At 58.0% G+C, this 18,587-nt stretch carries 14 protein-coding genes and 1 riboswitch; of the genes, 13 read left to right on the top strand and 1 reads right to left on the bottom strand.

Annotated elements, in window-relative coordinates:
- The first annotated feature begins 489 nt into the window (after positions 1-489).
- The 9 genes from HPY71_05805 to HPY71_05765 all read left to right on the top strand — a co-directional run bounded on the left by HPY71_05805 (position 490) and on the right by HPY71_05765 (position 12,842).
- Complete coding sequence (locus HPY71_05805; GenBank protein NPV53020.1) at positions 490-2,931, top strand: beta-glucosidase; 2,442 nt, start codon at positions 490-492, stop codon at positions 2,929-2,931.
- Between the two features lie 64 nt (positions 2,932-2,995).
- A complete protein-coding gene (locus HPY71_05800; protein NPV53019.1) occupies positions 2,996-3,214 on the top strand; it encodes a hypothetical protein in 219 nt (72 codons plus the stop codon).
- Between the two features lie 362 nt (positions 3,215-3,576).
- Positions 3,577-5,991, top strand: coding sequence for an FAD-dependent oxidoreductase (locus tag HPY71_05795; GenBank protein ID NPV53018.1), 2,415 nt, complete (start codon positions 3,577-3,579; stop codon positions 5,989-5,991).
- Positions 5,988-7,193: a glutamine amidotransferase family protein gene (locus HPY71_05790; GenBank protein NPV53017.1), complete on the top strand. Its 1,206-nt coding sequence runs from the start codon at positions 5,988-5,990 to the stop codon at positions 7,191-7,193. The genes HPY71_05795 and HPY71_05790 overlap by 4 nt, the downstream gene beginning before the upstream one ends.
- 112 nt (positions 7,194-7,305) lie before the next feature.
- The gene (locus HPY71_05785; protein NPV53016.1) at positions 7,306-8,805 is read left to right on the top strand and encodes a 4Fe-4S dicluster domain-containing protein; all 1,500 of its coding nucleotides are present in this window, start codon (positions 7,306-7,308) and stop codon (positions 8,803-8,805) included.
- A 51-nt stretch (positions 8,806-8,856) separates the two neighbouring features.
- Positions 8,857-9,720 (top strand): hypothetical protein, encoded by an 864-nt coding sequence (locus HPY71_05780; GenBank protein NPV53015.1) that lies wholly within the window; start codon positions 8,857-8,859, stop codon positions 9,718-9,720.
- Positions 9,721-9,866: 146 nt separating this feature from the next.
- Positions 9,867-10,310, top strand: coding sequence for a MerR family transcriptional regulator (locus HPY71_05775; protein NPV53014.1), 444 nt, complete (start codon positions 9,867-9,869; stop codon positions 10,308-10,310).
- 49 nt (positions 10,311-10,359) lie between these two features.
- A complete protein-coding gene (gene glnA / locus HPY71_05770) occupies positions 10,360-11,691 on the top strand; it encodes a type I glutamate--ammonia ligase (protein ID NPV53013.1) in 1,332 nt (443 codons plus the stop codon).
- A gap of 467 nt (positions 11,692-12,158) precedes the next feature.
- Positions 12,159-12,842: a DUF554 domain-containing protein gene (locus HPY71_05765; GenBank protein NPV53012.1), complete on the top strand. Its 684-nt coding sequence runs from the start codon at positions 12,159-12,161 to the stop codon at positions 12,840-12,842.
- A 24-nt stretch (positions 12,843-12,866) separates the two neighbouring features.
- Here HPY71_05765 and HPY71_05760 read toward each other — a convergent pair whose 3' ends face one another.
- A complete protein-coding gene (locus tag HPY71_05760) occupies positions 12,867-13,016 on the bottom strand; it encodes a hypothetical protein (GenBank protein ID NPV53011.1) in 150 nt (49 codons plus the stop codon).
- Positions 13,017-13,173: 157 nt separating this feature from the next.
- On the opposite strand from HPY71_05760, the gene HPY71_05755 reads away from it, so the two are divergent.
- From HPY71_05755 to gcvPA, 4 genes are all read left to right on the top strand, one after another.
- Positions 13,174-14,076 (top strand): radical SAM protein, encoded by a 903-nt coding sequence (locus HPY71_05755; protein ID NPV53010.1) that lies wholly within the window; start codon positions 13,174-13,176, stop codon positions 14,074-14,076.
- Between the two features lie 398 nt (positions 14,077-14,474).
- Positions 14,475-14,594, top strand: a riboswitch (glycine riboswitch).
- Positions 14,595-14,902: 308 nt separating this feature from the next.
- Positions 14,903-16,393, top strand: a complete 1,491-nt coding sequence (locus HPY71_05750; GenBank protein NPV53009.1) for a glycine cleavage system protein T — start codon at positions 14,903-14,905, stop codon at positions 16,391-16,393.
- Between the two features lie 82 nt (positions 16,394-16,475).
- Positions 16,476-16,868: a glycine cleavage system protein GcvH gene (gcvH, locus tag HPY71_05745; protein NPV53008.1), complete on the top strand. Its 393-nt coding sequence runs from the start codon at positions 16,476-16,478 to the stop codon at positions 16,866-16,868.
- 33 nt (positions 16,869-16,901) lie between these two features.
- Complete coding sequence (gene gcvPA / locus HPY71_05740) at positions 16,902-18,566, top strand: aminomethyl-transferring glycine dehydrogenase subunit GcvPA (GenBank protein NPV53007.1); 1,665 nt, start codon at positions 16,902-16,904, stop codon at positions 18,564-18,566.
- Positions 18,567-18,587: the final 21 nt, after the last annotated feature.

Below are 18,587 nucleotides of genomic sequence, written 5' to 3'. Positions count from 1 at the left end.
AGATATGACCGGCATGAGGACCCGGACGATTACGCCATCAAGATAAAGCATTTATTTGAGGCCGAGTATCGTAAATATATAACATGCTATCCCCTGGAAAGCTACCGCTGGTGGGCTTATGACTGGGAGGGAGTCCGCGAGCTCCTCAGGAGGGCCATGCCGGATGACTCCACATTTATGCTGGCGGTGTTTGAGCGCAAGGTAGGAACAGGAGAGGGAGATCGAGGCGAAGGCCGGATGATCCAGATAGGAACAGGAACGGCGGAAGCACGCTGTGGAGCTGAGGCTGGCAATGCTGGCGAGGGCACGACGGCACAGTGGAACATCTGGACCAGCCTGATAGCAGAGGTGAAGGACGGCAAGATCGTCACCATCACGACCACCGATTCGCTCGCATGCGTGCCAACAATCGCCGATTGGCGCCGCGACTGCCGCAGCCTCGTCGACCTCTGCAACGAGAAATATTCCCCTATGGGCCTCGGCGTATTCATGGAGGTGGATACCCTGCACCAGCTCCTGGCGGCGGGGGATAAGGGCGGGTATCTATTGAACGCCATCCGCAAGGGGGATATCGTAGCGGTCCCGGCCCCACCGGTATACCTGGATTCCACTCGCCCCATAGAAGCGCGCGTCGAGGATTTGTTGTCCCGCATGACGCTCGAGGAGAAAATCGCCCAGCTGGGCTCGATATGGGCTCGATCCCTCCTCGTGGATGGGGGGTTTTCCCCTGAGAAGGCCAGCGAGCTCCTTAAGAACGGGATTGGCCAGATAACCCGCGTCGCCGGCGGGAGCCCGCTATGCCCAAAGGAAGCAGCGGAGCTCGCAAACGCGATCCAGAGGTTCCTGGTCGAGAATACGCGCCTGGGGATACCGGCGATCGTGCACGAGGAATGCCTGAGCGGCTATATGGCGACGTCTGCCACCGTTTTCCCACAGGCTATAGGGATGGCCAGCACGTGGGACCCGGAGCTTGTCCAGGAAATTACTACCATCATAAGAGGGCAGATGAGGGCGACCGGCGCCCACCACGGCCTCGCGCCCGTCCTCGACGTGGTCAGGGACCCGAGATGGGGAAGGGTCGAGGAGACCTTCGGGGAGGACCCATACCTCGTCTCGCAGTTAGGTGTGGCATATGTGAAAGGCCTTCAGGGCGATAGGCCTGAAGCCGGCGTGGTCGTGACCCTCAAGCACTTCGCGGCCCACGGCTTTTCCGAGGGCGGACGAAACTGCGCCCCTGTGCACGTCTCACCGAGGGAGCTGAGGGACACCTTCCTCTTTCCATTCGAGGCGGCGGTGAAGAAGACAAATGCTGGGTCGGTGATGAACGCATACCACGATATCGATGGAATACCGTGCGTCGCCTCCAGGGAGCTCCTTACTGATATTCTCAGAGAGGAATGGGGCTTCAGGGGCGTCGTCGTTTCCGACTATTGGGCTATAAAGAGGCTTCAAACCCACCATTACGTTGCTTCGACCAAGATGGAAGCCGCGAAGATGGCCATCGAAGCCGGGATCGATGTAGAGCTACCGGAGGCCGACTATTATGGGGAACCCTTGCTCGAGGCGGTGAAGAAGGGGCTGGTATCAGAGGCGACCATCGATGAGGCCGTCAGGAGGCACCTGAGGACCAAATTCATGCTGGGGCTTTTCGAGAACCGGTACGTCGACCCGGACAAGGCCGCCAGCGTCTTTGATACCGTGGAACACCGGCAGGTGGCGCTCAGGGCGGCCCGCGAATCCATCGTTCTCTTGAAGAATGATGGTTGCGAGAGCGAGGGTTGCGAGAGCGATGGCTGCGAGAACAAGGGCAGCGAGAACGATGGCGGCAAGAACGGGGGCGGCCTCCTGCCGCTCGCCAAGGACATAAAGTCCATCGCAGTTATAGGGCCCAGCGCCGCCAGCACCCGGAACCTCCTCGGGGATTACAGCTACACGGCGCACCTGTCCCGTGATGAGGATTCGGTGCGGGTCGTGAGCGTGCTCGAGGGTATAAGGAATAAGGTCTCCCCGGGTACCGTGGTTCGCTATGCCATGGGTTGCGATATCGCGGGGACCTCGACCGCGGGATTCGAGGAGGCGGTGCGAGCTGCCAGGGAATCGGATGTGGCCGTGGTTGTGGTCGGCGGGAGGTCCGGCCTGTCGGATTCGGATACGTGCGGCGAGGGGCGTGACCGGGCGGAGCTGGGGCTCCCGGGCGTCCAGGAGGACCTGGTCAGGGCGGTGTACGAGACTGGGACTCCCGTGGTGGTGGTTCTCGTGAACGGGAGGCCTCTCACCATAGGGTGGATCGCCGGGAACGTGCCAGCCATCCTCGAGGCGTGGCTGCCTGGGGAGGAAGGTGGTAACGCCATCGCTGATGTGCTCTTCGGCGACTATAATCCAGCCGGGAAGCTACCGGTTTCGTTCCCGCGGGAAGTCGGCCAGATTCCGGTTTATTATAACCGCAGGCCTTCCTCCTGGAGGGACTACGTATTCACGAGCGCGAAGCCACTCTTCCCATTCGGGCACGGCCTCAGCTACACCAGGTTTGAATATGAAAATCTCGAGATAAGCCCGGATAAGGTGGGGCCGGCCGGGAGGATCACTATAAGATTTGATGTAAGAAACGCCGGGGACCGCAAGGGCGATGAGGTCGCCCAGGTGTATGTGCGCGATGTTGTGGCCAGCATATCGAGGCCCGTCAAGGAGCTGAAAGGGTTCAAGAGGGTAAGCCTCGAGCCGGGCGGCAAGAGAACCCTCACCTTCGTGATCTCCACGGACCAGCTCGCATTCCATGATAGGGACATGAACCTCGTCGTGGAACCGGGCGCCTTCGAAGTCATAGTGGGCAGCTCCTCCGAGGACATAAGGCTGACTGGGAGGTTCGAGGTGGCCGGGGGAAAGAGAGAGGTAGGAGGCTCGCGGGAATTCTTCGCCCAAGGTGCCTGTTGAGTATCTATAAAGGTACTTCCATTCTCTGTGGCGGCGCGCCGCGGCATGGGAGGCTATTCTCCATGTGATCCAGTACGATATTGGAGTATTCGGCGTAATATTAGCAATCAGGGACGCACCAGACGGCGCGTCCCTTTCCAAATATGAGGCGGTACGTAGCGGGTGGTATGGCATAGATATCATGGATATACGTGGCGGGAGGGGATGGCTGGACCTTTTTGCTCGCGCAGAAGGACGCAAGCTATGGAAATTCTTCTTGACATGTCAGGTTTACGTGCTATAATTGGAGATAAACCAGAGATTAAGAAGGTAAAATGGGTTTGATCCTGCTGCCAATGGCCAGGCAGGCAGGTAAATGTGGGCAATGACGTCCACTTCACCGGAGCGATGGTGCTTCGTTGAAGTGGGCGTTTTTGTTTTACTTTCTCTTTCGCTTTTGCTTTCACTTTCGCCCTTGCTCTGCTTGATAGACAACATAGACAACCAAACTCAGACCTAAACCAGGCATAGAACATATGCGGGGCGCCGGCAACGGTGAAGCAGCGCATTCATTGAACTTTGGACTTGGTTATTTATGAATAGCTCTGGTAAACATATTTCACTCTCTACATCGACTATATAACTCTCTAGGGGGCAGGACCCGCGATGAAGAAGGTCTTTGCAAGGCAAGAGGTTTGCATAGGATGCAGGTTGTGTGAGGTCTACTGCGTGGTTGCGCATTCCAGGAGCAGGGATATCATCAAGGCCTTTAAGAGGGAGCAACCCCGGGCTGTAGCTCGCGTCAAGGTCGAGGAACGCGGACCCGTGTCATTTGGCTTCCAGTGCCGCCACTGCGAGGAGCCAGCATGCGTTTATGCGTGCGTTACCGGGGCCGCCCATATCGATTCTGACGGCGCCATCCGGATAGATGAAGGGAAATGCATCGGGTGCTGGACCTGCGTGCTGGCTTGCCCCTACGGCGCGATCATCCGCGACGCGGCCCGGGGCTTGAGTCTGAAATGCGACCTGTGCCCTGGCGAGGAGATGCCGGCATGCGTTGCGAACTGCCCGAACGAGGCCCTGGTTGTCGCCGAGGAGCCTTCTCCGTCTATCAAGGAGCCGGAAGAGAGGTTATCCGGGCCCAGGCGCGGGGAGGTGGGTCCGGGAAGATGTCACCACTACAAATATGCGATAATCGGGAACTCCGTGGCGGCTGTAGGCGCCATCGAGGCCATTCGCAAGGTGGATTCGGAGGGGACCATTGCGGTTTTCTCAGAGGAGGCGACTCCTCCCTATTCGAGGCCGTTGATTTCACTTTGTCTTACAGGGGAGCGCAATGGGGAAGAGATTCTCTATAGGTCGCCGGACTTCTACGAGAAGATGAAGGTAGATGCGTTCCTGGGTTGCCGTGTTGAGAGGATAGAGCCGAAATCATCTAGGCTCCTGGTCCTGCCGGTTAAGGACCCCGGGGGCTCCAGCGCGGGATCCCACCTTGAGTCGAGTATAAATACTAGCGGGTGGTTGGTATCTTATGACCGACTGCTGATCGCCACGGGAGGCAAACCATTTATCCCTCCGGTGCCCGGGGCTGATGCTGGTTTTGAAAACGTCTTCACCTTCACCACCCTCGAGGACGCGCGAAAGATCAGGTCGGAGTTCGATGCTATAGCTCGGGCTCGAAGGGCTGAAATCGGTGGTCCTGCCAGACCCAGGGCCGTGGTCATCGGCGGAGGGCTGATCGGCCTCCAGGCTGCGGAAGCCCTCGTGAAACTGGGCGCGCATGTAACCGTGGTCGAGCTCATGGATAGGCTTCTCGCCCCCGCCCTGGATGCGGCAGGGGCAGCCATGGTGGAATCCGTCTTCAAGGACCATGGCGTTGAGATCATCAAAGGCGCATCCGCCAGGGAAATCCGGGAGGGGACCGGTGCGGAGGAGGCTTTTGGGGAGAGGTCCGGCCGGAGGGCAGGATCGGTAATTATTACATACAAGAAGGCGGCAGCCGGCCAGGCAGACATCAGCCGAGTAGAGGCCAGCCGAGCAGGTGCCGGTCGGATGGGCGCTGGCCAGACGGGTGCTGGGCATGAGCTCGAGCTCGAATGCGATCTGGTTGTTATCGCTACAGGCGTGGTCCCGCGCAAGGAGCTTGCAGTGGATGCCGGGCTTGCAGTAAACAAGGGAATACTTGTTGAGCATCGCATGGAGACCAGCATTCCGGGCATCTTCGCCGCGGGCGACGTGGCCGAGGGCCCCGACCTCCTCCTCGGCGGGCGCCGGCCGATCCCCATATGGCCAAACGCATATTTGCAGGGGCGGACTGCGGGGTTTAACATGGCCGGGCGCGAGGATGTGACCATGTCGGGGTTTGCCATGAATGCGGCCCATTTCTTTGGGTTCTCGATCGTCTCGGCGGGCATCTTCGACCCACCCGCGGTGGCATCCGCAATAGCTCCTGCGGTAGCACCCTCGGCAGCGGCATCAAAGCTGGCACCGTCGTCGGCACCATCATCGCCGGCACCAGCAACCTGGAATGCCGGCACGGGCGTGAGCACGGAGCCGGGCGCTGCTTCATCGAATGGTGGGGGGATAGCCTGCGGCTCCGAGACGGGAGGCTATGAGGTGCTCCAGGAATTCAGCGGGGCGAGCGGGGCACCTGAAGGGGATCATATGGGAGACGTGGAAAATGCCGGCGATGTGGAAGATAAGGAAGGGCTTCGTAGGGTGCTTTGTAGGGTGGTAGCAGCGTCTTATAAAAAGATCGTTTTGAAGGACGGCGTGCCCATAGGACTGGTCATGGCGGGCCGGGCCATCGACCGGGCCGGGATCATCGTCGAGTGCATCCTGCGGGGAATAAATATAGCTTCATTCAAGGGCGAGCTCTTCAGCGAGGCGAACCTCATGGCGTTACCGGCGGAGGTGCGCGATGAGCTCCTGCGAAAGCCCCTATGGAAGTCCCCGTCGGGTAGCGTTAAGGGCTGCAAGAACGGCCGGGGCTATGGTAGTTTCCAGGCTAACCCTGGGGATGGGAGCTGCCCGGACTTGAAGAGAGCTGGCAGCCGTGACGGAAGCGAGGTGCGGGTATGAAAGGGCTTGATAGAATCACCAATCCTTTCAACGACGACAAGGTGATCTCCAACTGTGGTTTGTTCGGCATGATGAGCACCAGGGGGAGGAAGTTCTCGGGCCGGGATGTCATACTTGCCATGGCTAATATGCACGACCGCGGCAATGGCCTGGGGGGCGGCTTCGCCGCATACGGCATCTACCCTGAATACGAGGATTGCTATGCGCTTCATGTCATGTATGAGAGCATGGCGGGCAAGGAACAGACTGAGGCCTTCATACGCACGGCATTTGATCTTGTTCATGATGAGGAGATGCCGCATAGGGATCCGGCGAGCTCGAGGGTAGGAGGTGCGTATACTGCAGGGACTGCGCCTATTCTTTGGAGATACTTCGTCAGGGTCCCCGAGAATGTCCTGAAGGACATGATCAGGGAAGATGCCAGGAAGGATATCAAGAATATCGAGGAAGATGTTGCTGATGATTACGTTGTAAAGCAGGTAATGACCATCGATACACAGATCGCTGACGCATACGTCTTCTCGAGCGGTAAGAACATGGGGGTTTTCAAGGGCGTGGGCTACCCGGAGGATATAGGGAATTTCTTTTGCCTGGAGGAGTATTCCGGCTATTTGTGGACGGCCCACGGGAGGTTCCCCACAAATACGCAGGCCTGGTGGGGCGGGGCTCACCCATTTTCGCTCCTGGACTGGAGCGTGGTCCACAATGGCGAGATCTCGTCATACGGCACAAATCGGGCCTTTCTCGAGATGCACGGGTATTACTGCTGTATGCATACTGACACAGAGGTGATCGCCTACGCCGTCGATCTCCTGGCGAGGCGGCACCGCCTGCCCATGGATATCGTGGCAAAGGTCCTGGCCCCCCCTCTATGGACAGCCATTGACAGGATGCCCGGGCCCGAGCGGCGGCTTCATACGGCCCTGCGCCTCACATACCCGGCCCTCCTCATGAACGGGCCATTTACGATAATCATCGCCCGTCAGGGCGAAATGATCGGCCTCAGGGACAGGATACAGCTCCGCCCACTGGTGGCCGGCATCAAGGATGACATGTTGTACCTCTCATCCGAGGAGGCGCCCATCCGGGTGGTCTGCCCGGAGCTCGATGAGACGTGGACCGTGAAGGGCGGCGAGCCGATCATAGGCCGCCTGGGTGGACGGGTGATAACCGGATCCGAGTCGAGGGCCGCCGCAAGCTGATTCCGTGACGGGGTCTCGGGGATTTTTCCGGTGTGTTTCTGCTTTTGGGTTTTGCTGGATTTTTGGGGTGGATTTCTGATGGGACTCCGGTGGGATTTTCGGGGGGATTTTTATGAAGAGCTATCTTTTGCCGCAGTTCGCGGTGTATAGAGATGATGATAAGTGCATCAGGTGCAAGGTTTGCGTCCGCCAGTGCAGCTTCGGCGTTCACGCCTATGACGACGAGGATGATGAGATTCGCTCAAATGAGAGCGCGTGCGTAGGGTGCCAGCGGTGCGCGACGCTTTGCCCAACGGGGGCGCTTGTCATACGCCAGCACCCCCATGAATTCCGGCCAAACGCCAATTGGTCCGAGGAGATGCTCCTGGATGTCAAGCGAAAGGCCGAGACCGGAGCCGTCACCATCACCGGGATGGGGAATGATAAGCCGCACCGCGTATACTGGGACCACCTGCTCCTGAATGCGAGTCAGGTCACAAACCCGTCGATCGACCCGCTGAGGGAGCCTATGGAGCTCCGGACATTCCTCGGGCGCAAGCCTGATGGGCTGGTGTTCAAGGATGGGCGGCTCATAACCGATATGCCCCCCCAGGTGATGATAGAGACGCCTATCATCTTCAGTGCCATGTCATATGGGGCCATAAGCTACCAGGCGCAGCTGGCTTTCATGCAGGCCGCCCAGGAGCTTGGAACCCTGTGCAATACGGGCGAGGGCGGGTGGCCCATGGATTTTCGTAGATTCGGGCGAAACGTCATCGTCCAGTGCGCGTCGGGGAGGTTCGGCGTCGACCCGGATTACTTGAATCAGGCGGCGATCGTGGAGATCAAGATAGGCCAGGGGGCAAAGCCCGGGATAGGCGGTCACCTCCCTGGCGAGAAGGTGACGGCCGCGGTAGCGGCGACGCGCATGATCCCGGAGGGCACGGATGCGCTCTCGCCCGCGCCCCAGCACGATATCTATTCCATTGAGGACCTGTCGATGCTCATTTACGCCCTCAAGGAGGCGACTAACTATGAGAAGCCCATCTCGGTCAAGATAGCGGCGGTGCACAATGCGGCAGCCATCGCTTCGGGGATGGTGCGCGCGGGCGCCGACATCATAGCGGTTGATGGGTTCCGGGGCGGCACCGGGGCCGCGCCCAGGGTCATCAGGGACAACGTTGGAATCCCCACAGAGCTTGCGCTCGCCGCCATTGACGAGCGGCTGCGCAGGGAGGGGATACGCAACAGGGCATCGATCCTTGTCGCGGGCGGGTTCAGGAATAGCGCCGATATAATCAAGGCTATAGCCCTCGGCGCAGATGCGGTCTACATCGGGACCGCCGCGCTGGTGGCGATGGGTTGCACGCTCTGCCAGCAGTGCAACACAGGCAAGTGCGCGTGGGGCATTACAGCCCAGGACCCTTACATCGCCAAGCGTCTCAACCCCGATATAGCGACCCGGCGGCTCGTAAACCTGGTGCGCGCCTGGACGCTGGAGATAAAGGAGATGCTGGGTGGCATGGGGATAAACTCCATTGAGAGTTTGCGGGGGAACAGGCTGCACCTGCGAGGCATAGGCCTTCAGGAATGGGAACTGGAAGTCTTGGGTGTGAAGGGGGCTGGCCAGTAGATGAGCGTTCAAGTTGAGGTTTTAGAGGCTTTAAAGGTAAGGGTAAGGGAAATGCTGGACGGAGAAGGGCCGGGACCAGGGGCAAGACCAGGGGTGGCGGGAGTGGCGCCAGGAGCGGGGTGTATTACCCTTGATGCACTGGGCAGGTCATACCGTGAGCTGAACCGGACCCTGAGGGCTCTCACCGCCAGGAGGGGCGTATCCAGGATCTCGGTCACGAACGTCCTGGGACAGAGGTACATCGGGACCGGCCTCAGGGGCGAGATCGAGGTCATGCTGTATGGAACCCCCGGCAACGACCTGGGGGCGTTCATGGACGGGCCAGTGATATATGTGTACGGGAATGCCCAGGACGGCGTTGGGAACACCATGAATAGCGGGAAGATCGTTGTCTATGGGAATGCGGGAGATATTGCGGCTATGTCTATGAGGGGCGGCAAGATTTTCATCAGAGGTAATGTCGGCTCTAGAAGTGCCATTCACATGAAGGAGTGTGGCGAGAAGAGACCGCTTCTCGTTGTCGGCGGGACGGCGCATGACTTTTTTGGCGAGTATATGGCTGGGGGCACGGCGATCCTGCTCGGGCTCAACCTCGGCCCCGGGGAATATCACAAGGCGAATTTCATCGGGACGGGAATGCACGGTGGAGAGATTTTCATCCGGGGCAGGGTGGACCCTTACCAGCTGGGGGCCGCGGTCAAGATTTCCCAGCCGGCGGAGGATGATATGCGCCTCATAGCGGATGCGGTGGGCGAGTTTGCGGAGTTATTTGGTTATGATGTTGACGAGATAATGCATGAGAATTTCCTGAAGCTCTCTCCCAAATCTTTGAGGCCTTTTGCTGGGCTTTACCACGCGGGGTCCAGGGATGACTCGTATAATGGTGATGGGGCCGGTGAGTGCCTCGGGGAGTAGGCGGCAGTAGTTGGTGAATCAATATGGCGTGTCAGGTTTCCTGACATATTTCTTGACACCCGATCTCGAGCAGGATATAATGGCAGCAGGCAACGCAATGTAAGGAAATATTACACTTCGCGAGGCATGCAAAATATGGATTAAGCATGCAAAACGTGGATCCTGCGCAAATCCTGCGCGAGAGGAGGTGTTTCTGGGTGGGCACGCCGACGAGTACTCCCGTTTATCCAATAGGCGTTGTGAAGGATCTCGTAGATTTGACGGAACGTCAGATTCGCTATTACGACAAGATGGGGCTTGTAACCCCCGAGCGAACGCCTGGGGGCAAGCGCCTGTATTCGGCGAGGGACGTTGAGCGGCTCAAGCTGGTCAAGAATTTCATAAACCGCGGCATGCGGGTAAATGAGATCAAAGAGGAACTCTCGAGGCGCGATAGAGGCGGTGACGCTGCTGCGGCTCGCGACAGAACGCGTGGAGCGGGGATGCGAGTGCCAGGTGGTGCCGAGGCTTACACAAGGCTTAAGTCCCTTTACCCTGTGTCGGATAGGGCGGAGCTCGAGAGGACGCTGGATAAGGTTCGAAAGGATTAGATTAAGGATTAGATTAAGAGTTAGAGTTGGAGAAAAGGGAGAGAGGCACATGGAGAACCTTACGAAGGAAGATGTACTGCGGAAGGCTAAAGAGCTGGACGTGAAGTTTATTCACCTGCAGTTTACCGATATTCTGGGGATTATAAAGAACGTCGCGATCCCCGTCGAGCAGCTCGAGGATGCGCTCGATGGCAAGCTCATGTTTGATGGCTCCTCAATAGAGGGCTTTGTGCGGATAGAGGAATCAGATATGTACCTGCGGCCCGATCCATCGACCTTTACGGTATTCCCCTGGAGCATTGGGAATGGTACGATAGCCCGCCTTATGTGCGATATTTATAACCCGGACGGGACGCCGTTTGATGGGTGCCCGAGGGGCGCGCTGAAGAGAGTTCTCGAAGAGGCCGGGGCTATGGGGTTCACCATGATGGCCGGCCCGGAGCCGGAGTTCTTCCTTTTTGATAAGAAGAACGGCTCCAAGCCGACCACTGAATCCGGGGACCAGGCGGGCTACTTTGATCTGGCGCCGGTGGACATGGGCGAGGATTGCCGCAAGGATATGGTGCTGACGCTGCAGCAGATGGGTTTCGAGATAGAGGCATCCCACCATGAGGTAGCGCCTGCCCAGCATGAGATCGATTTTCGATATGCGGATGGGCTCAGCACCGCGGATAATATCGCGACATTCCGCTTCGTGGTCCGGACCGTGGCCCTGAAGCACGGCCTTCATGCTACCTTTATGCCCAAGCCCGTTTTCGGGATAAATGGGTCCGGGATGCACACCCACCAGTCCCTCTTCAGGGGCGAGGAGAACGCCTTCTACGACCCCAATGCAAAATACCAGCTGAGCGAGACGGCGCTTTATTACATCGGCGGCTTGATGAAGCACGCCCGCGCCTTTACAGCGATCACGAATCCAATCGTGAACTCCTATAAGCGGCTTGTGCCCGGCTACGAGGCGCCGGTATATATCGCTTGGTCGGAGCGCAACAGGAGCCCGCTCGTGAGGGTGCCCGCGGCCCGCGGGAAACAAACGCGTGTAGAGCTCCGGAACCCCGATCCTTCATGCAACCCGTATCTGGCGCTGGCTGTCATGCTCAAGTCGGGCCTTGATGGGATCAAGAACAAGATAATGCCGCCCGAGCCGGTGAATAAGAACATCTACGCGTTGACGCCGGAGGAGCGTGTTGAGCTCGGTATAGAGAGCCTGCCCGGCAGCCTTGCTGAGGCGGTGGAGGAGCTCAAGCGCGATGAAGTGATGCAGGAGGCGCTCGGGAGCCATATCTTCAAGCGTTTCATCGAGGCCAAGCAGATCGAATGGGATATATATCGCACTCAGATCCATAGTTGGGAGATCGATCAGTACCTGATGGTCTTCTAAGCCGGATGATGCTGATGCTGGTATTGATGCTGGCGCTGGTGCCGATGCTGGTGCTAGCGCTGGCACCGGCATGCCAAAGCTGACACCACCGATATAGCCGATAATAACTGGAATAAGTGAGATAGCAAAGTTAACATAAGTCAATATAGCTGACATACCAATATAGCTGACATAGCCAAGCTTATACCCCCTTGCCACCCTCATATCCCTCTCCCTCATATTACGGCAGGGGGGCTTTTTTTACCCTTGTGGGAAGCACTCTGCGCAGGGAAGCACTAAGCACTTTGCACTTGTAGGAAGCATCCGCATCGGTTATAATTTGGCTAACGTGCGCTGCATGATCATGGTATTTGATTTCGTATTTGCCCGGTTCACAGGCTCACCGGCCGGGTAATATGAGCAATACGGGCACACGGGCGATATATAGCTATCTTATACGGTGAGGGTGCGCGGAGGGGAAGAGGAACGTGACGGGGACGCTTATTAATTTTGGGACGGTTATCGCTGGGACGGTCATTGGTATGACACTGAAGGGCCGGATGCCTGCACGCATCGGAACCATTGTAATGCAAGGGGTTGGCCTATTTACACTTTTTTTGGGTTTCAACATGGCGCAGGAAAGTAAAAATCTGTTGGTCGTCCTCTTTAGCGTGGTTTTTGGCGCGATGATCGGGGAGGCCTTGGATATCGAAGCGAGGCTCGACGCCCTCGGCAGGCAACTCGAACGCAGATTTGCAGGCGGTGACGGTGGGGGGAACTTTACAAAAGCCTTTGTCATGGCTAGCATCCTCTTTTGCGTGGGGCCGATGACCATCGTTGGGGCCATCGAGGATGGGTTGCGCGGCAACTACCAGATTCTCTTGACAAAAGCCATAATGGATGGTTTCTCATCTATCGCTTTCAGCTCGACGCTCGGGATTGGCGTGGGCTTTTCAGCCCTGGTGATATTGGTCTACCAGGGCGCGATAACCCTGGCGGCTGCGTCCGCCCGGGCGTTTCTCAGCGACCCTGCCATCGCGGCGATGACGGGGGCCGGGGGTTTGATGATCATAGGCATAGGGATCAACCTTCTAGAGTTAAAAAAAGTCAGGGTGGGCAATATGCTCCCGGCCCTGGTGATCGCTGTAATCCTGGGTAGGATCTTCGGTTAAGGTGTCAGCTCGGTATTCCTATAATCAGGATTTGCTGCGCCGGATGATCAGAATGCAGGTTTTCTTCTGCTTCTTCAGTATAGGGGTGAGCAGGCGCTCGAGGAGCCCAAACATCTGATTTGCCTCCTTCGGGTTTTCTAAGTCAATCCCCGGGGCCGCCATAATATCCATCATATGGGTATCAAGGTCATGAGCAGGGGAAATTCTCAAGGTGGATTAGGCAGATTCCCGGGTCCGGGTCCTCAGGTTCTAGTATTAGTATATATTTAATGGTTCATTTGTGTGCCTGAAACTGGAGACGGTTTTAAAAAAGAGGAGAAACGTCAGTCGCATGCTGTCCAGTGTACTTTCTAAATGCCGTTTGTGCCCGAGGCGCTGCAGGGCCGATCGCGCCTCCGGGGAAATGGGCTTCTGCGGGGCCGGGATCTTGCCCAGGGTTGCGCGGGCTGCGTTGCATCACTGGGAAGAGCCGTGCGTCAGCGGGACGCGGGGCTCAGGGACGGTGTTCTTTTCGCGCTGCAATATGCGCTGTGTATTCTGTCAAAACCACCGCATAAGCCATGGCGGGTTCGGCAAGGAGATCGCCGCCGGGGAGCTTGCCGGGATATTCCTGAGGCTCCAGGCGAGGGGGGCACATAATATAAACCTTGTTTCGCCGACGCCGTTCATCCCCCAGATTACAGAGGCTCTTCTGGCTGCCAGGGCCGGGGGCCTGACAATTCCCGTAGTATACAACACCAATGCTTACGAGCTTCCGGACGCCCTGCGCCTTCTCGACGGACTCGTCGACATATACCTTCCCGACCTCAAGTATGCCAGCGACGAACTCGCGGTTAGATATTCGGCAGCCCCGCGCTATTTCGAATTCGCAACCCAGGCCATCCTGGAGATGCTGAGGCAGGTGGGACCGCCGCAATTTGATGAACACGGCCTTGTTACCCGGGGGCTTATTGTGCGTCATCTCGTGCTGCCGGGCCAAGTGGGAGATTCCAGGAGGGTGCTCGACTGGATACGGGCCAATCTCCCGCTGGAGGTTTACGTGAGCGTTATGTCGCAATACACGCCCATGTTTAGGGCCAAGAGTCACCCTGAGCTCAACAGGCGGCTGACGAGGGAGGAATATGACGACGTGTTGGACCATTTCGTTTCAATCGGGCTTGAGAACGGTTATATGCAGGAGGAATCGTCGGCGCGAGAGGACTTTGTGCCGGATTTCGACTTGACTGGTCTATAGCGATGCTATGCTATAGCGACCTGATAGACCTGATGGCGGCCTAACAGGCTTAGATTATGAGGCTCAACACCCTGATCTGATGGGACTCGCGGGAGGCTGTGATCGGAAGACTGGCCGGGCTCGGGTTTGGGCTAGGTTATTAGTCAGTCTCGCTGCGTCATGGTAGGGAGACTCTTAATTAGTGACATTTCTGTCTCTGGGCTTATGCGGGATATGGAATCATTAATGCGTTGGGTATCTCAGCAGGAGTATGCGATGAGATGGAGAATGAAAAATAGAGAGGACGAAGGATAAGATATGGCATATTATGTATTAAGATTAACCGGGGAGGGTTGCATAAGGGCGGTTTGAAGTAAATAGCGTTCTAGGATAAACATTCTGAAATAAATAAAGGCCGGATGAAATCCGAGGGAGAGACCTCCGGGCCATTCTATTATGGTCACGAAGGCGCCGAAGGAGTAAGGTGTGGGGTGCCCTCCTACATCGAAACTCTCAGGCAAGTGCACCTTGGATGGACGGCGCTCTGGAGAGATTCCTTGGTGTTGGTTTGTGCGATGTTGTTGAGCATGGACCGGTATGAACTGGTATGAACCGCGCCGGGGGACGCCGACGGGGATGAAGATCTTTCAGGCGGTCAGGACAGAGGAAACGGGCTCTATATAGCGGTTTCCTGCTGTCCTTTGTTTTTGGCCTGTTTTAGCTCAGCTTAGCTTGCGCGTTTCGGTTATATGTCTTCTCACCCCATAACAATGATTGGGAATACTATGAATTGGGCTGAGAATTGGGCTGATTGGGTTATCAGGCAGGAAATAGGGAATACATTGGTTTGGAGATGGTGCTTGTGGCGCTGAGGACTCCGTTTTATGAATCACACATCGAAGCGGGCGCGAAGATGATCGAATTCGCGGGCTGGGAGATGCCGCTTCACTACGGCGACATATTGGAGGAGCACAGGCGCGTCCGGGGGGCCTGCGGGCTTTTTGACCTTTCGCATATGGGGGAGATAGAGGTAGAGGGGCGCCGGGCTCTGGAGGTTATCCAGCTTGTAACAACTAACGATGCAAGCCGGCTTGAGCCCGGCCAGGCCCAGTATTCGCTGATCTGTCGCGAGGACGGCGGAATCCTGGATGATATCGTCGTTTACAGGCTTCCCGGCGCCGGCTTGGGCCGTAGTGATCGTGGCGACAATGATCATGGTGACAGTAACCGTGGTGGCAGTGACTATTGTGGCAGCGCCGGAGGGAACGACAGCTATCTTCTGGTCGTCAACGCGGCAAATACGACGAAGGATTATGAATGGATCCATGACAAGTGGTTTAACCGTGGTTGGGGCATATCAAACCTGCCAGATGCTGCAGGCAGCTCTGGAAGTGACTTGGGCGACATGAGCGCTGGCTGGGAGCCTAGGGAAAGCTCGAAAGTGATTACAGGGTCCAGCCCGGGGTACGGGCCGGGAGGGGGTCTTGTGGGCGGCGCAGGCGGCGCAGGCGGCAGAGGCGGCACAAGCGGTGGCGCAGGTAGCTACGCAGGGAGCGGCACAGAGGTAAGGGACCGTTCCAGTGATACGGCGCTCCTCGCCATCCAGGGCCCCAAGTCGCAGGAGGTGTTGCAGCGCCTGACAGGCCTCGAGCTTGGGAAGCTCCGGTATTACTGGTGTGCCTGTGGCGAGGTTGCCGGCGTGGATTCGCTGGTATCCAGGACGGGGTATACAGGCGAGGATGGATTTGAGATATATTTCGACCCAGGCCGGGGCCAGGCAACCAGGTTGTGGGGTGCAATACTGGATGCTGGGCGCGATTTCGGGATCATCCCGTGCGGCCTCGGCGCGCGCGATACGCTGAGGGTCGAGGCGGGGTACCCCCTTTACGGCCACGAACTCACCGAGGAGATTAACCCCTTCGAGGCAGGGCTTGGGTGGGTGGTGAAGCTGGATAAAGGGGATTTCATCGGGCGGGGAGCGCTGGTGGAGGCTTATAGGAAGCCGATATCGCGGAGACTTAAGGGGTTCAAGCTAAAGGAGAGAGGGGTGCCGCGACCCGGCTGCGAGCTCAGGAGGGAGGGTCTCCCGGCCGGGATTGTGACGAGCGGAACTCTCTCGCCGACCCTGGGCGTGGGGATCGGCCTGGGATATCTCGGGTTTGGACGTCGCAGGCACGGCGGGAGTGATAGCGATGGCTGTAGCTGGGGCTCCGGCTGTAGCGGTGGTTATGGCGATGGCGACGACGGAGATGAACTCAGCGTCGTCATAAGGGGCAGGGAAGTGAGGGCCGAGATAACGAGGGTTCCATTCGTCCCGTCCAGGGTCAGGCGGCGCTGAGATCGTGACTGTAGCAAAGCAATTATAGCGATGTAATAATAGAATAAATGGAATAAAGCGATATGCGATGGGGGCTGGGATTATGTATTATCCAGAGGATTTAAGGTACAGCAAAAAGCATGAATGGGTGAGAGTTGATGGTGGGCGCGCGACGGTTGGGATCACCCAGTATGCGCAGGACCAGCTCGGGGCGGTGGTCGGCATCGACCTCCCCGAGATTGGCAAGGCCGTTGAGTTAGGCGGGGAGCTTGCGGATATTGATTCCATGAAGACGGCGGATGTGATATACGCGCCAGTTAGCGGGACTGTGGTGGAGGTGAATAGCGCGCTCGAGGGTCACCCTGAATATATCAACGATGACCCGTATGGGGAGGGGTGGATCTGCGTGCTGGAGATGTCCGACCCTGGCGAGATAGATTCACTGATGACCGCCGGGGAATACGAGGCCTTTATACAGGGCCTTCGCGCAGGATGAGTTCCGGTGACCGGTGAGGGGAGGCGAGGTGTGATGGATTACATCCCAAATACGGACAGGGACCGCCAGGAGATGCTTGATGCTATAGGTGTGGCGTCCATAGAAGAGCTTTTCGCGGACATCCCCGGAGAGGTGCGATCGCCCGGCCCGTCCGGCCCGTCCGGCCCGTCCGGCCCGTCCGGCCCGGCTGATCCGGCTAGATCGGCCGAATCGGCCAAATCGGGCTCAGCTGGGATAGCTGGCGCCACCGGGGCCGGCCCCACAGGTGGCAGCATGTCCCTTCCCGCGGCCATGTCAGAATATGAGCTAACGCAGCATATGGCTAGACTTGCCCGGAAAAACGGCACGCTCGATGAATATGTCTGCTTCCGGGGCGCGGGCGCGTACGATCATTTCATCCCGAGCGCGGTTTCTCATATAGCCGGGCGATCGGAGTTCTACACGGCCTATACCCCCTACCAGGCCGAGGTCAGCCAGGGGACGCTTACATCCATCTTTGAATACCAATCCCTGATCTGCGAGCTCACGGCCATGGATATAAGCAACGCGTCGCTCTACGATGGGGCGAGCGCGGTTGCCGAGGCGGCCATCCTGGCGCGCAAATTTACCAAACGAGACGAGGTCCTGGTGTCGAAGGCGGTTCACCCGGAGCACCGGCTCACCCTCAGGACCTATGCGCGCAACCTCGGGATGACCGTGCGCGAGATTCCGATCCTCGCAGGCCCGGTGGGGAGGCTGGACCTAAGCGATCGCGGGGAATATGGCCGCACAGACATCGGCATCCTGGGGGATGCGATAACCGATAAGACAGCATGCGTCATTATGCAGAGCCCGAACTTCTTCGGGGTCATCGAGCGGATGCGGGAGGCGTCGGAGCTCACTCATGAGCGAGGGACGCTGTTTGTAGCGAGCGTGGACCCGATCTCCCTGGGGCTCCTCGCACCGCCAGGCGAATACGGCGCCGATATCACGGTGGGCGAGGGGCAGGCGCTCGGGAACCCGCTCTGGTTTGGAGGTCCCTATCTCGGATTTTTCGCATGCCGCGCCGACCTTGTCCGCTATATGCCCGGGCGCGTTGTCGGGGAAGCCAGGGATGCCGCGGGGCGGAGGGGATTCGTGCTCACGCTCCAGGCCAGGGAGCAGCATGTGCGGCGGGAGCGGGCCACGTCGAATATATGTTCCAACGAGGCCCTGTGCGCGCTCGCCGCGGCGGTATACCTGTCCCTTTTGGGGAAGGCGGGCATCCGCGAGGTGGCGCGGCTTTGCCTGCAAAAGTCGCATTATCTGGCGGGGGTGCTGGCGGAGAGATTGAAGGGTGTGGAAGGATTCCGGTTGCCATTCGGCACGCCCTTTTTCAAGGAATTTGTAGTAGAGATTCCTGACCGGAACCCGGCCCATAGCCATAGCTGGGACGCGATAAACCGCAGGCTCCTCGCTGAGAAGATCATAGGGCCCCTCCCGCTTGCGCGTTTTTATGGTGCTGAGGGCACTGAGAGCGCTGGGGGCGGCGGTTGCCATAATGGTAGCTGCCATAATGATAACAGTGCCGGTAGCGACGGTAAGGACAAAGACAAGGACGGCATGATATGGGGTCTCAGGCCCGGCAACGCCGCCCTCCTCTGCGTAACTGAGAAAAGGACGAAGATCGAGATGGATAGGCTCGTAGATGCCATTGCAGACGCGCTTTTGCCAGGATAGCCCATCTATACTTTGTGCGAT

This window comes from Bacillota bacterium (assembly GCA_013178125.1).
Classification (GTDB): Bacteria; Bacillota; SHA-98; order Ch115; family JABLXJ01; genus JABLXL01.
Note: the sequence above shows the minus strand (reverse complement) of the source record. Positions and strands in the feature narration are given on the sequence as shown.